The sequence below is a fragment of the Siccibacter colletis genome (assembly GCF_000696575.1).
GTDB lineage: Bacteria > Pseudomonadota > Gammaproteobacteria > Enterobacterales > Enterobacteriaceae > Siccibacter > Siccibacter colletis.
In genome coordinates this window covers 148555-163794 of sequence record NZ_JMSQ01000011.1, presented here as the reverse complement: position 1 = coordinate 163794, position 15240 = coordinate 148555, and the positions used below count along the sequence as shown (strand labels likewise).

18 protein-coding genes and 3 pseudogenes are annotated in these 15240 nt (G+C 48.0%); 12 read left to right on the top strand and 9 right to left on the bottom strand.

Annotated features, from left to right (window positions below; genetic code table 11):
• Positions 1-11: 11 nt before the first annotated feature.
• Genes ET34_RS0114120 through ET34_RS0114110 form a run of 3 tightly spaced genes read right to left on the bottom strand, consistent with a single transcriptional unit; the run spans position 12 to position 2206 of the window.
• A complete protein-coding gene (locus ET34_RS0114120) occupies positions 12-995 on the bottom strand; it encodes a saccharopine dehydrogenase family protein (RefSeq protein ID WP_269077683.1) in 984 nt (327 codons plus the stop codon).
• A 52-nt stretch (positions 996-1047) separates the two neighbouring features.
• Entirely contained in the window at positions 1048-1449 is a 402-nt protein-coding gene (locus ET34_RS0114115; protein ID WP_031523086.1) for a VOC family protein, read from the bottom strand.
• Between the two features lie 13 nt (positions 1450-1462).
• Positions 1463-2206: an SDR family NAD(P)-dependent oxidoreductase gene (locus ET34_RS0114110; protein WP_031523084.1), complete on the bottom strand. Its 744-nt coding sequence runs from the start codon at positions 2204-2206 to the stop codon at positions 1463-1465.
• A 136-nt stretch (positions 2207-2342) separates the two neighbouring features.
• Between ET34_RS0114110 and ET34_RS0114105 the strand changes: the two genes are divergently transcribed.
• The 8 genes and pseudogenes from ET34_RS0114105 to ET34_RS21025 all read left to right on the top strand — a co-directional run bounded on the left by ET34_RS0114105 (position 2343) and on the right by ET34_RS21025 (position 7262).
• Complete coding sequence (locus ET34_RS0114105) at positions 2343-3230, top strand: AraC family transcriptional regulator (RefSeq protein ID WP_031523082.1); 888 nt, start codon at positions 2343-2345, stop codon at positions 3228-3230.
• A 339-nt stretch (positions 3231-3569) separates the two neighbouring features.
• A pseudogene (locus ET34_RS21030) lies at positions 3570-3725 on the top strand (DUF905 family protein); the annotation flags it as partial.
• 102 nt (positions 3726-3827) lie between these two features.
• On the top strand, positions 3828-4280 hold the full coding sequence (locus ET34_RS0114095) for an antirestriction protein (protein WP_031523079.1): 453 nt from the start codon (positions 3828-3830) through the stop codon (positions 4278-4280).
• Positions 4281-4295: 15 nt separating this feature from the next.
• The gene (locus ET34_RS0114090) at positions 4296-4772 is read left to right on the top strand and encodes a JAB domain-containing protein (protein WP_031523077.1); all 477 of its coding nucleotides are present in this window, start codon (positions 4296-4298) and stop codon (positions 4770-4772) included.
• An 8-nt stretch (positions 4773-4780) separates the two neighbouring features.
• Positions 4781-5002: a DUF987 domain-containing protein gene (locus tag ET34_RS0114085; protein WP_031523075.1), complete on the top strand. Its 222-nt coding sequence runs from the start codon at positions 4781-4783 to the stop codon at positions 5000-5002.
• A gap of 17 nt (positions 5003-5019) precedes the next feature.
• Entirely contained in the window at positions 5020-5337 is a 318-nt protein-coding gene (locus ET34_RS0114080) for a type IV toxin-antitoxin system YeeU family antitoxin (RefSeq protein ID WP_031523074.1), read from the top strand.
• Between the two features lie 20 nt (positions 5338-5357).
• Positions 5358-5687, top strand: coding sequence for a TA system toxin CbtA family protein (locus tag ET34_RS0114075; RefSeq protein ID WP_031523072.1), 330 nt, complete (start codon positions 5358-5360; stop codon positions 5685-5687).
• Between the two features lie 402 nt (positions 5688-6089).
• Positions 6090-7262: pseudogene (locus ET34_RS21025) on the top strand (tyrosine-type recombinase/integrase).
• Here the strand turns inward: ET34_RS21025 and ET34_RS0114065 are convergent.
• The 4 genes and pseudogenes from ET34_RS0114065 to ET34_RS21020 all read right to left on the bottom strand — a co-directional run bounded on the left by ET34_RS0114065 (position 7263) and on the right by ET34_RS21020 (position 10950).
• On the bottom strand, positions 7263-8960 hold the full coding sequence (locus ET34_RS0114065; protein WP_031523070.1) for a DUF2326 domain-containing protein: 1698 nt from the start codon (positions 8958-8960) through the stop codon (positions 7263-7265).
• Positions 8947-9180: an ABC-three component system middle component 6 gene (locus tag ET34_RS0114060; RefSeq protein WP_031523069.1), complete on the bottom strand. Its 234-nt coding sequence runs from the start codon at positions 9178-9180 to the stop codon at positions 8947-8949. Before ET34_RS0114060 ends, ET34_RS0114065 begins: the two co-directional genes overlap by 14 nt.
• The gene (locus ET34_RS21910) at positions 9167-9715 is read right to left on the bottom strand and encodes a hypothetical protein (protein WP_072002031.1); all 549 of its coding nucleotides are present in this window, start codon (positions 9713-9715) and stop codon (positions 9167-9169) included. The genes ET34_RS0114060 and ET34_RS21910 overlap by 14 nt, the downstream gene beginning before the upstream one ends.
• Positions 9716-10406: 691 nt before the next feature.
• Positions 10407-10950: pseudogene (locus tag ET34_RS21020) on the bottom strand (phage polarity suppression protein).
• Between the two features lie 402 nt (positions 10951-11352).
• On the opposite strand from ET34_RS21020, the gene ET34_RS0114050 reads away from it, so the two are divergent.
• Both ET34_RS0114050 and ET34_RS21015 read left to right on the top strand, forming a co-directional pair.
• Positions 11353-12285 carry a YPO3983 family protein gene (locus tag ET34_RS0114050; protein WP_051640544.1) on the top strand — a complete coding sequence of 311 codons (933 nt, stop codon included), beginning with the start codon at positions 11353-11355 and terminating at the stop codon, positions 12283-12285.
• Positions 12272-12664 carry a DUF943 family protein gene (locus ET34_RS21015; RefSeq protein ID WP_072002030.1) on the top strand — a complete coding sequence of 131 codons (393 nt, stop codon included), beginning with the start codon at positions 12272-12274 and terminating at the stop codon, positions 12662-12664. The genes ET34_RS0114050 and ET34_RS21015 overlap by 14 nt, the downstream gene beginning before the upstream one ends.
• Positions 12665-12717: 53 nt before the next feature.
• On the opposite strand, the gene ET34_RS0114040 is transcribed toward ET34_RS21015, so the two are convergent.
• Positions 12718-12966: a helix-turn-helix domain-containing protein gene (locus ET34_RS0114040; protein ID WP_031523064.1), complete on the bottom strand. Its 249-nt coding sequence runs from the start codon at positions 12964-12966 to the stop codon at positions 12718-12720.
• Between the two features lie 108 nt (positions 12967-13074).
• On the opposite strand from ET34_RS0114040, the gene ET34_RS0114035 reads away from it, so the two are divergent.
• Positions 13075-13341, top strand: coding sequence for a helix-turn-helix domain-containing protein (locus tag ET34_RS0114035; RefSeq protein ID WP_031523062.1), 267 nt, complete (start codon positions 13075-13077; stop codon positions 13339-13341).
• Between the two features lie 49 nt (positions 13342-13390).
• Here the strand turns inward: ET34_RS0114035 and ET34_RS0114030 are convergent, their stop codons facing one another.
• Positions 13391-14398 (bottom strand): saccharopine dehydrogenase, encoded by a 1008-nt coding sequence (locus ET34_RS0114030; protein ID WP_031523061.1) that lies wholly within the window; start codon positions 14396-14398, stop codon positions 13391-13393.
• Positions 14399-14516: 118 nt separating this feature from the next.
• Here ET34_RS0114030 and ET34_RS0114025 point away from each other — a divergent pair, with 118 nt between their 5' ends.
• The gene (locus ET34_RS0114025) at positions 14517-15122 is read left to right on the top strand and encodes a TetR/AcrR family transcriptional regulator (RefSeq protein ID WP_072002029.1); all 606 of its coding nucleotides are present in this window, start codon (positions 14517-14519) and stop codon (positions 15120-15122) included.
• Positions 15123-15240 lie beyond the last annotated feature (118 nt).

The window sequence follows — 15240 nt, the reverse complement described above, 5'->3', positions numbered from 1 at the left end:
ATTATTTTTATTCAACGCGAATTGTCAGATAACGTAATCCGGGTATCGGCGATGGTTTCGGCGAACTGTTTGCCGAATAATGCCGCCGGGGTCTGGAAGCCTGGAAGGTATTCTCCCGCCAGCACTCTGCGTCCGGCTTCAGCTGCCGCCAGCGCGGTAAAGCTGTATCCATTCACCGTATCCAGCAACATGCGCAGGGTATCGCCATCGGCATTTTCTACTTCCGCAACCGCCTGATAACGGCTGGCTTCACGCTCCTGAGCTGTCGGGCCATCGGGCAGATCAGCCAAATCGCCCTGCGGAAACCCATCGCCGGAAACATATACAAAAGTCTCGATATCAGGTATCGCCGTTGCTTTCCAGATAGTAATGACATCGGGAAGCGTTACGGGAAAACAGGCTTGCGGCCCTTTGCCAAAATCAAAGTTTTGCAACTCAGTTGACTCGCGCTGCATCAACTGGCCGCTACGGCGCAGCAGACATTCGGTGGATAAATTCTCACTGGCACTCACCGCCGAACCGCGAGACATCGCTCCGGTGACATGCAGTGCCAGCGAGATACGAACCGGATTTTTGATCTCCCCGGCAGCATGAGCTGCCAGACATCCCAGCATTGCCACGCTTCCGCCGCAGCCAGGCAGCAACATCACACCTGCTGCAACGGCGGCGTCATCGAAGATTTCAGCAAGCTGGTAACTGTCCAGTTCAGCGGCCACATCAAGGTAATGGACCTTCTGACGGATTGCCGCACTCATTAGCGGCCTTGCGGTATGCATAAACGGACCGGCGCAATTTATGAGTACGTCAATATCCTCCAGAGCACCATCAATGGTGTCAGGATCATTCAGACTGAAAGCCCGGAAAGCGACCTTCAGTTCTGATGCCATCGCTGCCAGTTTTTCCCGATCGCGCCCGGCAATTATTATTGTCAGACCAGCTTCCTGCGCGTGACGTGCAATCATCGCTCCGGTATAGCCTGTCGCACCGTAAATCATGAGTTTTTTCATAACGATATAGCATCTTTAATAAGGAATTAAGGGCGTGTTTTCAGCGCCCGTGCTGCCAGCTTTTATAGACAAACTCCAGACTGTATCCATCCGGATCTCTGACCTGAGCGGCGTAATAGCGCGGGTCATAATGTAGTTGAGCCCCTGGCGGGTGGATTTCGGTTGCGCCTGCCGCCATTGCTTCAGCATACGCCTGGTTAACCATGGCTTCGGAATCTGCCACAAACCCGACATGAACGGCATCCGGATAAGGCGTGCCTGGCCGGAGCCAGAAAAATACACGGCCATTGGCGCCAAACCCTTTGAGATCGGGATGGCCTGATGGGCCATCGCTGCCGTCATAATCGTGGCGATTGATGATACCGAGAAGGGGGAGCACGCGTTCATAAAAGGCGATTGAACGCTCAGTATCGCTGACGGTAATAAAGATATGGTCCAGCATAAAAGCTCCGTAATCAGATGTTATAGCCGCCCGCGACTTCTATCGTCTGGGCATTAATCCAGCCACTGTCAGCTGACAGTAAACCGGCGATGACACGGGCAACGTCGTCAGGCTCACCAACCCGACCAAGTGCGGTTTGCCCGGCGAGCAATGCTGCGAATTCATCACTTAATCCTCCACCAAGTTCAGTGCGAACCGGACCTGGCGATACAGCATTGACCCGGATCCCCCGCCCGGCAAACTCTTTCGCCATATAGCGCGTCAATACCTCCAGGCCTCCCTTGAAGGTGGCGTAAGGCGCGACACCTGCGGTAGCCACGCGGGTGGTGGCGCTGGTGAGATTAACAATAGCGGCGCTCTGCTGTAAAAGTGGCAGCAGCGTCTGAGTCAGGAAAAAAGGGCCCTTCAGATGCACGTTCATTAAGCTGTCGAACTGCGTTTCAGTGACTGTCTCAATGGGGTTATAAAGGCCATATCCTGCATTATTGACCAGCCCGTGAAGCCCTCTGGCTTCCCAGTGTGATTCCATTGCGTTTTCCAGATCTGAACGAAATTGACTAAAACTGCTGATCTCTTCCACGTTCAACTGCAACGCTAATGCGCGCCCGCCGTCGGCCTGAATACGCTCAACGACCTGGCTGGCGGCTTCCGGCTTGATGTTCCAGGTAAGGATGACGCCAAATCCACGACGCGCACACTCAATCGCCGTGTTGGCCCCAATGCCGCGGCTTCCGCCAGTAATCAGAACATGCTCCATAAAAACTCCTGACAGAAATAATAACCTATTCAAGGTTACGCATTGCGTCGGCCCCTGACTCCTATAATCCTCTCTGATATTTGCCTAATACTGCTTTAATCTTGTTGCCGATCCCATGCCGTGTTATTTAATCAGGATGGAAAAAAAATTAGCTGAACTGCGCCTGTTGGCTTCAAAAGCCGGGAATAAAATCACCGAAACCGCTATACCGCGTGTCGCGATGGTACAGGGAGAAATTCCTGAGCATCGGCTTACTGCTGTCTATGAGCCGATGATTAATCTGATACTCACGGGCTCCAAGAGCATGACGGTGGGAGATAAAACCTGGCAATACAATCCTGCCACTTACTTTGTGATGTCGGTGGATCTGCCCGCCGTCGGCAAAGTCTTTGCCGATGAGCAAACCGGGGCGCCCTATCTTGCGGTGAGTCTGACACCGAAGCCTGATATTATTGCTGAATTACTGGATGGCATGCCGGGTTCAGGTAAAACGCATCTTTATAACGCCGGATTTTCTGTCGCCCCGGTTACGTCCGAATTGCTCGATGCCTGGCTGAGAATGCTGCGACTGCTCAACAAGCCAGAGGAAATTTCTGCTTTAGCACCCGCGTATGAACGAGAGATTTTGTTCCGGGTTCTTCAGGGGCCGCAGGGCTGGATGCTGCGTGATATTGCCACGCCGGAATCGCATCTTGCCCGCATCTATAAGGTGATTAACTGGCTGAAACAACACTATATGCAAACCGTGCGGGTAGAAGAGCTGGCCGCCATGGCGGCATTAAGCGTTTCCGCATTTCATCGCCACTTTCAGGCGATCACCGCGCTCAGCCCTGTCCAGTACCAAAAACGTCTTCGCCTGATGCAGGCACGGTTGAAGTTAGCCACAACTGGCGACAGCATCACGGCCATAGCACATGCTGTCGGCTACCAAAGCCATACGCAATTCAGTCGGGAATATGGACGCCATTTCGGCCTCTCGCCATCATCAGATCAGAAAAATATAACACTGCTCAGAAACATATAGACCTGCCTGTGCCCGTGACAGTTTATGAAATGAAAAGCACCAGACCTCTACAGCACTCTGTGTACAAGTCAACTCAATTGGCGGTAATATCCGCTTCTGGCACAAAACGGCCTATCAGCATTATAAAAATATTCAGATATATATCATTCCTCTGAACATACACAACTAACGGCAGAATCTCACGATTCTGCCGCTTTTTTATTATTTTTCAGGGGGGTAGTAATGAATAATTCTGACGGTTTGAAGTCGTTTCACTAATCGCTTTATGACCTACCGTAGTGGGTATCGGCTGATTGCGCAGCAGGGCCATTGGTTCCTGCCAGTATCATCGGCGTTAACATTGAAGACGACCAGGGCAGCCACTTCCGCCTAGTGGTTCGCGATGCCGAAGGCCGGATGGTCTGGCGGACGTGGAACTTTGAACCGGATGCTGGTGAAGGTCTTAACCGCTATATCTGCAGGTCAGGCATCCGCACTGACACTTTCACCCGCTGACCCCGAATCATTTACAACCAATATTTAAGCTTCCTGAACACACTTTATTACCCCATACGCCAGCCATCGCCGCTGGCGTTTTTTATTAACGGAGACATTTACATGACAACGCAGATACAGCACGACCTCGTACCCGCTAACCAATCCGAATTTGAACTGACCGTCACGCAGGTACCCGACGAACAGCGTATCGATTTCTGGCCTCGGCACTTTGGCACCATTCCGCAGTGGATAACCCTGGAGCCACGTATTTTTGCATGGATGGACCGCTTCTGTGAGGCCTACAGCGGCGGTATCTGGTCTTTTTACACCCTCAGCAATGGCGGCGCGTTTATGGTCCCTGACGCTGACGATAACTGGCATATGTTCAACAGCATGAACGGCAATGGTGCCCAAATGAGTGCAGAAGCCTCAGGTATCGCTGTCTGCCTGATTGAATACAGCCATCACGCCTGTCGCACCGAATGCTATGCCATGACGGAGCACTATTACCGCCTGCGGGGCTATGCCCTGCAGCATCCTGAAGCTCACGCCATTCTGCGCATCATCGACTGACCGGAGAAACAACGAATGAAACAGCTTTCCTTTTTACCCGGCGAGATAGCGCCACAGGACCGGCGTCTCATCCAGCGTGCTCTCAGGGCTCTGGACCGGCACCTGCATGAGCCCGGGGTGGCCTTCACCTCCACACATGCTGTCCGTGAATGGCTGCGACTGCATATGGCCGAGCTTGAGCGGGAAGAGTTCCGGGTGATGTATCTGGATAATCAGAACCAGCTTATCGCCCATGAGACGCTCTTTAGTGGCACGATTAATCGCACCGAGGTCTATCCCCGGGAAGTGGTCAAACGCGCCCTGTATTTCAATGCGGCGGCGGTGATACTGGCGCATAACCATCCTTCCGGCGAGACGACGCCCAGCCAGGCTGACAAAACCCTCACGCAGCGACTGGTTCAGGTACTTCAGCTGGTGGATATCCGTGTCCCTGACCACCTGATTGTCGGCGGCAGGCAAATCTATTCGTTCGCAGAACACGGTCTGCTTTGAGGTATTACATGAAAATTATCAGTAAACGCCGGGCAATGACGATATATCGCCAACATCCGGCCTCCCGCATTTTTCGCTACTGCACCGGCAGATACCAGTGGCACGGCAGTGTCTGCCATTACACCGGCAGGGAAGTTCCTGACATTCCCGGCGTGCTGGCGATATACGCCGAACGCCGCCAGGACCGCAACGGACCGTACGCCTGCCTGATGAGTATCACCATGAACTGACAATAAATAGGTTATCAATGAGCAAAATCACATGGGGTCTGCAGCGTGATATCACGCCACGCCTGGGAGCTCGTCTGGTGCAGGAGGGGAACCGGCTGCATTATCTGGCTGATCGGGCCAGTATCACCGGTAAGATCAGTGACGCCGAATGTCTTAAGCTGGATGTGGCATTTCCGCATTTTATCAGTCAGATGGAATTGATGCTGACCACCGGTGAAATGAACCCTCGCCACGCTCACTGCATCACCCTGTACCACAACAGTTTTATCTGTGAAGCCGATACCCTTGGCAGTTGCGGCTACGTATACATCACCATTTACCCCACTCAGCGTTAATTACTTTCACGAGAGCAAACATGAAACCTGAACCTGCAATAACTACACGGGCGATAAAGCCCTGCCTGTCACCCGTGGTTGTCTGGCAAATGTTACTGACACGCCTGCTGGAAAAGCACTATGACCTGACACTGAACGACACGCCATTCAGTGATGAAACTGTTATTAAGGAACATATTGATGCCGGGATCACTCTGGCCGATGCCGTTAATTTTCTGGTGGAAAAATACGAACTGGTACGTATCGATCACAGAGGATTTTCGTGGCAACAACAGTCTCCATATATTTCCGTAGTGGATATTCTGCAAGCAAGGCGCTCTACCGGCTTGCTAAAAACTAACGTGAAATAAACGCTTAAATACAGAGCAGACTAAAGGAAAGCAAAATGCTAATCGTGACGGACGAAGAGACTTCTACTGTAACCTACCCTCCCCTGCAAAAAACCTGACATTTTCTTTTAGGACCAACAATGGGACCAAAATGAAAATTGAACTGAAGGTTATCAGCTATTAAACAAGAAGTTATACAACCAATTCAGACTCCGCCAGCCAAAATTCTCCATCGGTGATTACCAGAGTCATCCGATGAAGTCCTGAGAGCCCGCAAGGTGAAAGCCTGGCGGGCTTTTTTGTGTCTGTGATAGTCCGTAGCGTTCCGGCTAAACCCTGAGAAATTGGTACCCGGTAGGATGTATCCCTAAGAACGTATGCCGATTTACGAAAGTGGCACGGCCAACCCCTTAAAGACCCAACATCGAAGTTCTGCGCGCTAAGCAGTAAAGAAGGATCTAAGGCTGCATGATGGCGAAGGGCTTTTCCTGATAGTGAAAACCAGCGGGAAAAGCTCTGGCGTTCCCGTTATGAACCTCCGGCAACAAAACAGGGATCAATGATGGAAGTCGATGCCCTCCCCGTCTTTCCGCTTGCGGATGCTCGGAGATTAAGAGCGGATTACATTTCCTTGTTAGCCAACAGTATTGACCCGCAAATTCAAACTGAAGTTGCAAAGAAACAGCAGCAAATAGCTTTGGACAGTATTTTTACAATGGTCGCAGCTATCTGATTCCAGCTAACAAGCAAAAGCGTTATCTCTGATGGCACTCACTGGAGAAGAATGTATTCCCTGCTATCGATGAGATACTCGTACAGCAAAACAAAGTCCGAACATTAGTTTAAGCGTTTGAGCCAATCAAAGATCATGAGGCGCTTGAGGTTATACGCCGGCTGGTACAACGCATTAGTAAGAATGATCTATGCGTTTAACACTAATCTGATTGCTACCAATCCTACATCTGGTATCGGTATGGCATTTGAGAAACTCAAAAAGAAAATATGCAAAGCAAAGGCCTGAAGAATTGCCGAAACTGATGCGCTCTCCAATCATGTCAAATTTGCCTGTTCCGACTCTCAGTCTGACTGAGAGGCAGCTATTTACCTCGTGCGTCCATCGGAAGCTTATGGCACTCGATGGGTAGAGATCGATCTCAATGCAAAACTCTTGATTATTCCAGCCGAACGGATGAAAGCGAAGCGTGAACATATTGTTCCTTTATCGCCACAGGCATTAGAAATTTTGGAAGTGATGAAGCCTATTAGTGCTCATCGAGAACATATTTTTTCAAGTAGAAATGATCCAAGCAATCTATGAATAGCCAGACTGCTAATGCCGCTTTAAAACGGATAGGTTACGGAGGCAGACTTGTTGCACATGGGCTACGTTCTATCGCGAGCACAGCTTTAAATGAGGCGGGCTTTGATGCTGATGTTATCGAAGCGGGCTTTGATGCTGATGTTATCGAAGCAGCCTTAGCCCATAGTGATAAAAATGAAGTACGAAGAGCTTATAACCGCTCTACGTACCTGAATAAAAGATTAGAGCTAATGGCATGGTGGGGAAGGTTTGTTTATCAAACAAACCTTTTATAATTATACCTTAAAGAATTTGTTTGTCGAAGATAACTCAAGGATGGTGTTATCCTTCATCATTTTTAAATCAACATCTTCTGAAAACTTATCACTTAAGATTGACACAATATATTGACCATTTATATTGTTTGCTTCAAAAAATATATCTCTAATTTGATTCACATCAACATCTTCAATGCTATCATGAATTACAAAAGTTGGTCTCTTCAATTTAACTTTATCAACAAATTTAATATATGCTAAATCAAATGCAGTTATCTCGCCCTTCTTCTTACCCCCGTTACTATTTGGCGTAACACATGAAATATCAAAATTACACTTTCCTTTATCAATATCGAAAGAAAGATCAAAGATATATCTCTCGCCATAAATTTCCTTTGTAAGATCACCAAAAAACTCGTTAAAAATCTCGATATTCTTCTCTAGACCTTGAACAGCCAACTCGATCTCTTCAAGTAACTTCTCCCTACTATCTTCAAGCGATTTTATTAAGGCATTAGTATCGTTAATACGAGTGAGATTAGTCTCTATGCTAGCCAGATTTTCACGTAACTCAGTTAGTTTATTAAATAGTTGATTTATAGACTTTAACGTTTCGGGCTCTTTGATTGTTTTAAATAAAGATGACTCTTGCTCATGAAAATCATTAATTTTTTCATTTACAGCATCAATCTCTTCTTTTTTCTTTAACATCTGCGACTCTAAAAAATTAATTTTGTTTTTAATTACATCATTATGGAATAATACCATTTCTTCATAAGATCTTTTAAGCTCGCCTTTAAAATAAAGACCAGCTGAATTATATATTTCGATTAAATCGTCTTCTACGAGTTGCGTGATATTATTTTTTAGAGACAAGATCGATTCTTCAATATTCCTAACGCGAATATTTAAAGAAGCATAAGTCAAAGAATAGCCACTGATAACCCTTTGTATTTCTGATAGCTTTTTTAGGCTTTCATCATGGCTATCTTTAAAATCAAAATTTTTAATATTTTTCTCTGCCTCTGCAATTTCCTTTTTTAGAGGCTTGATCATTTTTGATAAAACTGTCTCTCTGTTCGGATTTCTGTATGCGGCAAGATATGCTCTTTGTTTTTTTATATCTTTATTAAATTCGCCCTTTTTCTTTATCAACGGCAACCCATTGAATCCAAACAAAAACAAATATAATAAATCGTAGACATCAGAAGTTGTATTAGCATGTAAAAAGTTAAGAGTTTTCTGCATTTTTTCATTCGTGTTTCTAATGAATTTATGCGACACATTTCTTAGAGATGGCTTATCTGTAGTCAACCCAAATACTGCTTGAGCTAGGAAGTCATAATATTTTTTCTTATCAACTTCAACATCGCTTAAATAATACTTTGAATTTTTCTCATCAGTAGATATTGTTCGAGAAACAATTGCTTTTTTATTTTCTACCGTATTAAAATCCAATGTAAACCTTAATATATTATCATTGATTAATGATACTATTTCAGGTATATCCTTTCCAAATTCAGCATCATGATAGATATCATTACCTGAAGACATAAACAAGTAATCTAAAACGCGTGATAACGTGGATTTACCTACACTATTACCACTATCTTTACCTGACGTTCTTTTATTTACGATTAGGTTTAAACCGTCTTTAAACGTCACGTCCCTAACAATAGCATTGTTTTTTAAAACAATAAGTTTATTGAGCCGCATATACTACTCCACCATTTCCATCTAACTCAATTGCGCCGATTATGAAAAGCCAATCTAATGAGTAAAGAAAAAGATCAAACGATAATTCAAAGACAGCATTTACTAAATCATACAGTCGAGAAATTTCAATCACCATTGAATCATTGCTTTGGAAAAGCCTTAGTACCACACTTCCAATATATACAGGGTTTGCTTTTGGATCCGAATCAATTGTAATCATTTGGATTCTCCAGCACTATGCACTCGATAATTGAATAACTCACAATCATACGAATGCCATTATCAATATCTTCTTGTAAAAACTCGGAATCTAAATTAGAGCATGAACTAACCATTTCTTGAGCAGCTCTAATAACATCATCTATAATATTATCCGAGTTTTTCCTAACAACTTCAATGTTAAATGGCTTTTCATAGAGCCCATATAATCCCAACGCCGCGTTATAATAACCTCTAAATTGTCTTTTCAGTTTGGCACTACCATTTAAAATTATACTATCGAGTGTTTTAATAGACTCATCAACTAGTAAAGCATCTTCTTTGTAAAGTTCAGCTACCCATCTATTTCTTTTAAGATCATTGAACGAGATTTTAACGTCAATATTTGACGCACTTCTGTTTAAACTTTGGCCGCAACCAACTGGATTGGAAATAATTTCTATCAATTTCCCAATAACACTGGCTCTTAATACTCGTGGCTGGTTAGTTATATGTACAGGGCCTGTATTATCATTAAAATTAACACCAGAGCCCATAACTACCCCCGATTATCAATATTAACAGGTCCATTATTATCTTGGAAATATTGGGATCGCTCCCCTTGATTAATATTGTTCCTATTGGTTGTGATATTTGTAATCTGCGAATTAAGATCATTTATCGTAACATTAAGCTGTTGTATCTCATTATTTTTCTGGTCACTTGCATAGTCTGGTATATTGCTATACACCCAGAGACCACCCCAACTATATATCCAAAGGAACTTACGTATTCATTGGTGAGTAGTGATGCAATCATTTGGAACTCCATTTCAAGCCTGATAATTTAAAGTTACAACTATTTCATTCAATTAGAATAGCAATTTAAGACGAGCAAATGAACAAGTATTGTTCATTCTCGTTAACCTGATCTCACTCAACATTGAGCAACTCAGGCCTCTCTCCTTCTTATGAACACTCAATGCAACTGTGTAAGCTTCTGAGGCCAAAACTGATGCCTTATGTTATCTATTGTTAGCACCAACAAATTAAAATGATTTAACACTATCGGCGCGCAATGCTACCCCGACCTCGCCTGCCCGCTTAAGGGGCGTTTTTAATGCAGGTGCATTAACGGCATCAGCGCTTGCGCCTGCAGGGGATGCAGTGTCAGTAAAACGGATGGAAAAGCTATGCACCTTATGCATGCATAGCTTTTGCGGGAAAAAGGCGGGATTTTCGGAGAGGGTTAACGGTTCTGATGCGCGGCCAGTTCTGCGCGCCAGCGAGTGTATTTCAGATTCTGTCCGGGTGTGAATTTTTCACGGTTATCATCGCGCGAAGCCGCGTTGGGCCTGAATCCGATAGCCGTTAAAATGTCGTTATCCTGTGCGGAATAATTAATTTTTTCTCCGGCGGAGAGCCTGGCCTGTAGCGCCTCACGCAGATAATCGAGTGAATGCTGCATGGCGCAGTGCTGAACGGCGGGATGCTAGTCGGAATAATTCATCAGCTCTGAGGCAAGGGCGGCAGCCAGCACAGCGCCGTGCGTCTGCCTGTTACGGATGCTGATGCGTTACACCTCCTCATCTGAGCTGATATAGCGACCGGCAGCCCAATTCATTTCCCACTTTTTCACGTCAATAATACTGCGCAGCATTTGCAGGATCCGGTCGGCAAGCTGCTCGCGGTATGCCTGTTCGACCTGCCTCAGTTTATCCCTTCGTTGCAGCCAGGCGGATTTATTTTGCCTGACAGGCCTCAAATACTTTCTGTAGCGGCTGTGTGGTCATGTTAGTTTCTCCTGATAACTGGCCGTGCTTACGCACCGGACGGTTAACGGTGAGCATAGGTGTGGGTGCTGGGGTTATCGGCGCTGACGATAGTGCCGGTTGACGTTCTCAGAAAAAATATCGAATATCACCCTTTAACATATCGAATCGAGTTGATGTTATGTAATAAATAAAAACGCGTTCAATTGCTTTTCTGCATATATATCGCCGCTAGCTAAATAACAACAACCAATCATCTGCGCACTCCTCTTTTATATATTCAGATTCCAGCGCGTAGCAAAACCTCGCCGTTCCGGTAGAAGATATTCTCTGCTCTGTAGATCGTGTAGCAGCAATTATTAAGACTCACATTTATGGTGCACACAAAAAAGGCGTAAGTAAAAATAATTACAAGGATACGTAATGGAACGGAGTAAATTTATTCGCTATGGTAAATCGTTAGGATTATGGGAAGGCTCGTGGATTTATGATGAACCAGCACCGGAAACTCGCGTCAGAGATGATCCGGTATATATTGATCCCAAAAATGCCTACGTGCCTGAAATAAAGAATGACAATGAGCCGCCTTTAATTTTACCCGTTTCGGTATTCGAAACGGTGAAGTTAATGGATGATTATGCCGCTGCCGATATGCGTCACGGGGATCTCTCCAGAAGTAACTTGATAGATCTTTATGGCCTCAAGGATGTCTCGGCACGCTGCAACGCCTATGATGAGACTCGCCTCATGCAGAATGCGGGCATCATGTTTGATGAATTACGAAATTTGTCTGATGCCTTTTCATTTTACGGGCCCTATAAGCATTTAATGCGTAGAATGATTGATCATCTGCAAAGCAATACTGGCGAGCCGTTTACTGATGACCTATTTAATCAGGCAATGGCGAATCATCCTTTTATGTACGGTAAAAATAGTACCGTGCACTATCTTCGGGGGGCTTTTATTAAAAATATTGACTGGGATCGGGGAATATATCCAGCCAGTAATGAGAAAATGTTATGGCAGGCTGTATCTCGTTCTACCCTTCCAAAATTCGATCACTGGACGGACAGGATAAATGGGCTTGGAATTGCCGTACACGATACGTGGGCTACGCATATTACGTTACAAGAACTTGCTATCACCAAAGATAAATTCGTAGCAAAGATCCAATTCCGGATACAAGATCATTTCGGTCTTGATGCTGTTGATATCGAAAATCCACTTTTTAAAGAAATTCGCATGTTCAGAATTTGGTTTGTCCTTCAACGGTGGGAGCACTTTGGATATCATCCCTTCATAACAGAGTTGAACTTTACAAAAACCATCGTTGGCGGGCGTTATGACGAAGTGTAAATGGATAGCGTTAACCGCACTAATCGCCTATGCAGTCTGGCTGTTACAGCCAGTCAAAGTAATGGCTGTACATAAAGAAGAAGGCATTGCCACGGTACTGGTAGAGAATTTCCCGCGCTGGCAGTGGTGGCAGAAAGCGTGGTTTAAATCGCATCAGCGTGAATTACAGGAGCGTTACGGAATACCTGTCGTGAAAAAAAACGGTTCGTGGAGCATTTTCTTTATGGGCTGGCAGGACGGTTACCGTAAAGACAGCCTTTACGATCAGGACTCCGATCTTCTGTGCTTCGATGATATGAACACCGACGTAAACTGTATCAGGAAAGAACCGTTGCTTTGGGTAAGTAAAAACGCGTATGGCGTCGTGCATTACTGGTAGCCGGAATGGCATTCCCGGCGGGCGCGCTTACGCTAACCCGCCCAGGGCTGCTTTTACCTAATAGCCCTGACGTCTTTACCTAATTTATCGATCAGTTTTGCCGGTTCAATGCCCAACATCCGCGCCATATGAATAAATTCAACGATATCCAACCGGCGCTCACCATTTTCGATTTTAGCAATCATTGATTGGGGTTTGCCTAGCGCTTCGGCAAGCTGAGTCTGCGTTATTCCTAATGCTTTCCTCGCTAATTTCAATTCCTTGATCACGAGTTGGTACTCATCTGAGTAGATGGAAGCCATATTCCAGTTCCGTCAAAATATCCCGAAATCGAATATCCTCCCATTGCCTTTTTATCCCAAATTGGGATAATTATTCCCATAACAACAACAGGTGAAAAGGAGAACACTATGATTAATCAAGACTGGCACCCCGCCGACATCATCGCCGCGCTGAAGAAGCGTGGCACCAACCTGGCGGCGCTGTCGCGCGCGTCGGGGCTGGCGTCGTCCACATTGGGTAATGCGCTGAACCGTTCATGGCCCAAAGGCGAAAAGCTGATTGCCGAGGCGCTGGACATGCCGCCGCAGGTTATCTGGCCGAGCCGCTATTATGATGCGCACGGCCAGTTCGTGGATCGGCAACGGATGATAAGAAAGACGCTGCGCTGGCGTTAACCGATGCCAGGTGCAGATCAGGCAGGCGGCGCGAGGCCTGCCTGCTGCCTTACAGCACGTCTAACGTCAGAAGCTGCCCGCCGGTTTTCTGAATGCGCGCATACCAGGTGTCAAAATCAATCAGCTGATACGGGAAGTAAAGACCCGGGGCCGGGGCCGGACGTCCGTCCAGCCCGGTGACGCGCTCGGTCAGGAGCGTCACGCCGGCGGCGGTAAGCGGCCGCTGGCCCTGCGGGTGCACCACCGCCTGTCGCAGGCGCAGCGGCTGCCCGTCATGCCCTTCTCCGCTCATCTCAATAATAATCTCGGTGGACATCGCCTCCCCACGGCGGCGCGATGACGTGACTGCCGTCGCCAGGTTGAACGCTATATCCGGTGCGCCCGTGGCGTTGGCCAGCCCCATGATGTCGAACGGCGAGAAAGCGGTTGCCTGCACCGGGGTGCCGTCTACGGCGTGGAACTGCGCCTGCGCGTTTTCACCGGCGCGCCAGAAGAACGCCCCGTCGCGGCGAGTAAGCGCGGCGGGCATGATCTCGCCCAGGCGCTTAAAGTCATGCTCGGTGGCCGGTCCGGCGGATTCCTGTTCATCCAGCAAGGCGCCCACCTTGATTGAGGCGACGCGGCTGAAGCGTTCGGCCAGTTTCAGCGTCGGGATAGTGGCGGCCCCCACCAGCCAGTCCGCGCCCAGCACCAAGGCGCTGGCGTCCGGGCGATGGATCCAGGCGGCCACGTCGGGGCCAATCTCCGCTGCGCCCGATGAGATGCTGACGTGCGGCACGCCACGCGCCTGGGCGAAACGCACGCTCGCCAGGCTCTCATCCTTCACCAGCACCACCACGCCGCCAACTTCGCGGTCACCGAGGCCCAGATCGTCGGCGGCCAGATCCACCGCCACGCCCCCGGCATGAGGAATGCTGGCGGCGACCTCCTGCGCTTTCGCCAGGTTGCGTCCGCCGATAAGCAGCGGGACATCGGGATGTTCAGCGCGGATAGCGCGGGCGGTAAACTGGCCAACCACGCCGGAACCGCCGATCAGAAGCAAGGGTGCGTGTGACATTGCGATACCTCTCTGGGTTAGTTAAGATAACTTACGCTCGGTAAGTTACTCTTAGTAACCTACCATTAGTAACAATGTAGCTACTGATAGTAAGTTGTGCAACCCTGAGAGGCCTGCCGTGAAAAATACAACGCTACCGGACGCTCCCGCAGCAGGCCGCCTGAGCCGCGCGGCGCGTCGGGCACAGATGCTGGAGATCGCCCTGGAAATTATTCGTGAAGAAGGTGCCGACCGCCTGACGCTGGGCTATCTGGCCGCGCGCGCGGGCGTCTCGAAGCCGGTCGCCTATGAACACTTCGGGACACGTTCCGGGCTGTTAACCGCCATGTACCGTGCGCTCGATGAAAAGCACTCTGTCGTGCTGCGCGACGCGCTGAGCAAAGCGCCGAAAAGCCTGCAGGCCACCGCCGACGTGCTGGCCAGCGCCTGGGTCCACTGCTCGGCAGACTCCAGCGGGGAGTGGCATGCCATTGGTTCCGCGCTGGGTGGCAGCGAAGAGATGGTCGCCGTACATAAAGAGCTGATCGAGGAGTACGTCCGTCTGTTCGCCGCAACGCTCAAACCATGGAGTACCCTGGCCGATGACGAGCTGTATCGCCGCTGCGCAGGCCTTATCGGCGCGGGGGATGCGCTGTCGATGCTGATGATTAACGGCCAATGCAGCGAGCAGGACGCGGCGCAGTCGTTTTCTGCGTTAATTCAGGGTGGTGTGGGGGCGGGTTAACCGGTTCCATGTCTACGATCGGGGCACTGCGTCGATCGTTATCCCATGCAGATCCAGATACATAAGCCGGATTACTGTAACCCGCGCTGAAATTAAGAGTATCGCCTGATATTTTTTC

What these genes read in the sequence shown, in the direction of transcription:
- ET34_RS0114120 (WP_269077683.1), bottom strand. Translation starts at nt 995, where the DNA reads ATGATTTACGGTGCGACAGGCTATACCGGAGCGATGATTGCACGTCAC.
- ET34_RS0114115 (WP_031523086.1), bottom strand. Translation starts at nt 1,449, where the DNA reads ATGCTGGACCATATCTTTATTACCGTCAGCGATACTGAGCGTTCAATC.
- ET34_RS0114110 (WP_031523084.1), bottom strand. Translation starts at nt 2,206, where the DNA reads ATGGAGCATGTTCTGATTACTGGCGGAAGCCGCGGCATTGGGGCCAAC.
- ET34_RS0114105 (WP_031523082.1), top strand. Translation starts at nt 2,343, where the DNA reads ATGGAAAAAAAATTAGCTGAACTGCGCCTGTTGGCTTCAAAAGCCGGG.
- ET34_RS0114095 (WP_031523079.1), top strand. Translation starts at nt 3,828, where the DNA reads ATGACAACGCAGATACAGCACGACCTCGTACCCGCTAACCAATCCGAA.
- ET34_RS0114090 (WP_031523077.1), top strand. Translation starts at nt 4,296, where the DNA reads ATGAAACAGCTTTCCTTTTTACCCGGCGAGATAGCGCCACAGGACCGG.
- ET34_RS0114085 (WP_031523075.1), top strand. Translation starts at nt 4,781, where the DNA reads ATGAAAATTATCAGTAAACGCCGGGCAATGACGATATATCGCCAACAT.
- ET34_RS0114080 (WP_031523074.1), top strand. Translation starts at nt 5,020, where the DNA reads ATGAGCAAAATCACATGGGGTCTGCAGCGTGATATCACGCCACGCCTG.
- ET34_RS0114075 (WP_031523072.1), top strand. Translation starts at nt 5,358, where the DNA reads ATGAAACCTGAACCTGCAATAACTACACGGGCGATAAAGCCCTGCCTG.
- ET34_RS0114065 (WP_031523070.1), bottom strand. Translation starts at nt 8,960, where the DNA reads ATGCGGCTCAATAAACTTATTGTTTTAAAAAACAATGCTATTGTTAGG.
- ET34_RS0114060 (WP_031523069.1), bottom strand. Translation starts at nt 9,180, where the DNA reads ATGATTACAATTGATTCGGATCCAAAAGCAAACCCTGTATATATTGGA.
- ET34_RS21910 (WP_072002031.1), bottom strand. Translation starts at nt 9,715, where the DNA reads ATGGGCTCTGGTGTTAATTTTAATGATAATACAGGCCCTGTACATATA.
- ET34_RS0114050 (WP_051640544.1), top strand. Translation starts at nt 11,353, where the DNA reads ATGGAACGGAGTAAATTTATTCGCTATGGTAAATCGTTAGGATTATGG.
- ET34_RS21015 (WP_072002030.1), top strand. Translation starts at nt 12,272, where the DNA reads ATGACGAAGTGTAAATGGATAGCGTTAACCGCACTAATCGCCTATGCA.
- ET34_RS0114040 (WP_031523064.1), bottom strand. Translation starts at nt 12,966, where the DNA reads ATGGCTTCCATCTACTCAGATGAGTACCAACTCGTGATCAAGGAATTG.
- ET34_RS0114035 (WP_031523062.1), top strand. Translation starts at nt 13,075, where the DNA reads ATGATTAATCAAGACTGGCACCCCGCCGACATCATCGCCGCGCTGAAG.
- ET34_RS0114030 (WP_031523061.1), bottom strand. Translation starts at nt 14,398, where the DNA reads ATGTCACACGCACCCTTGCTTCTGATCGGCGGTTCCGGCGTGGTTGGC.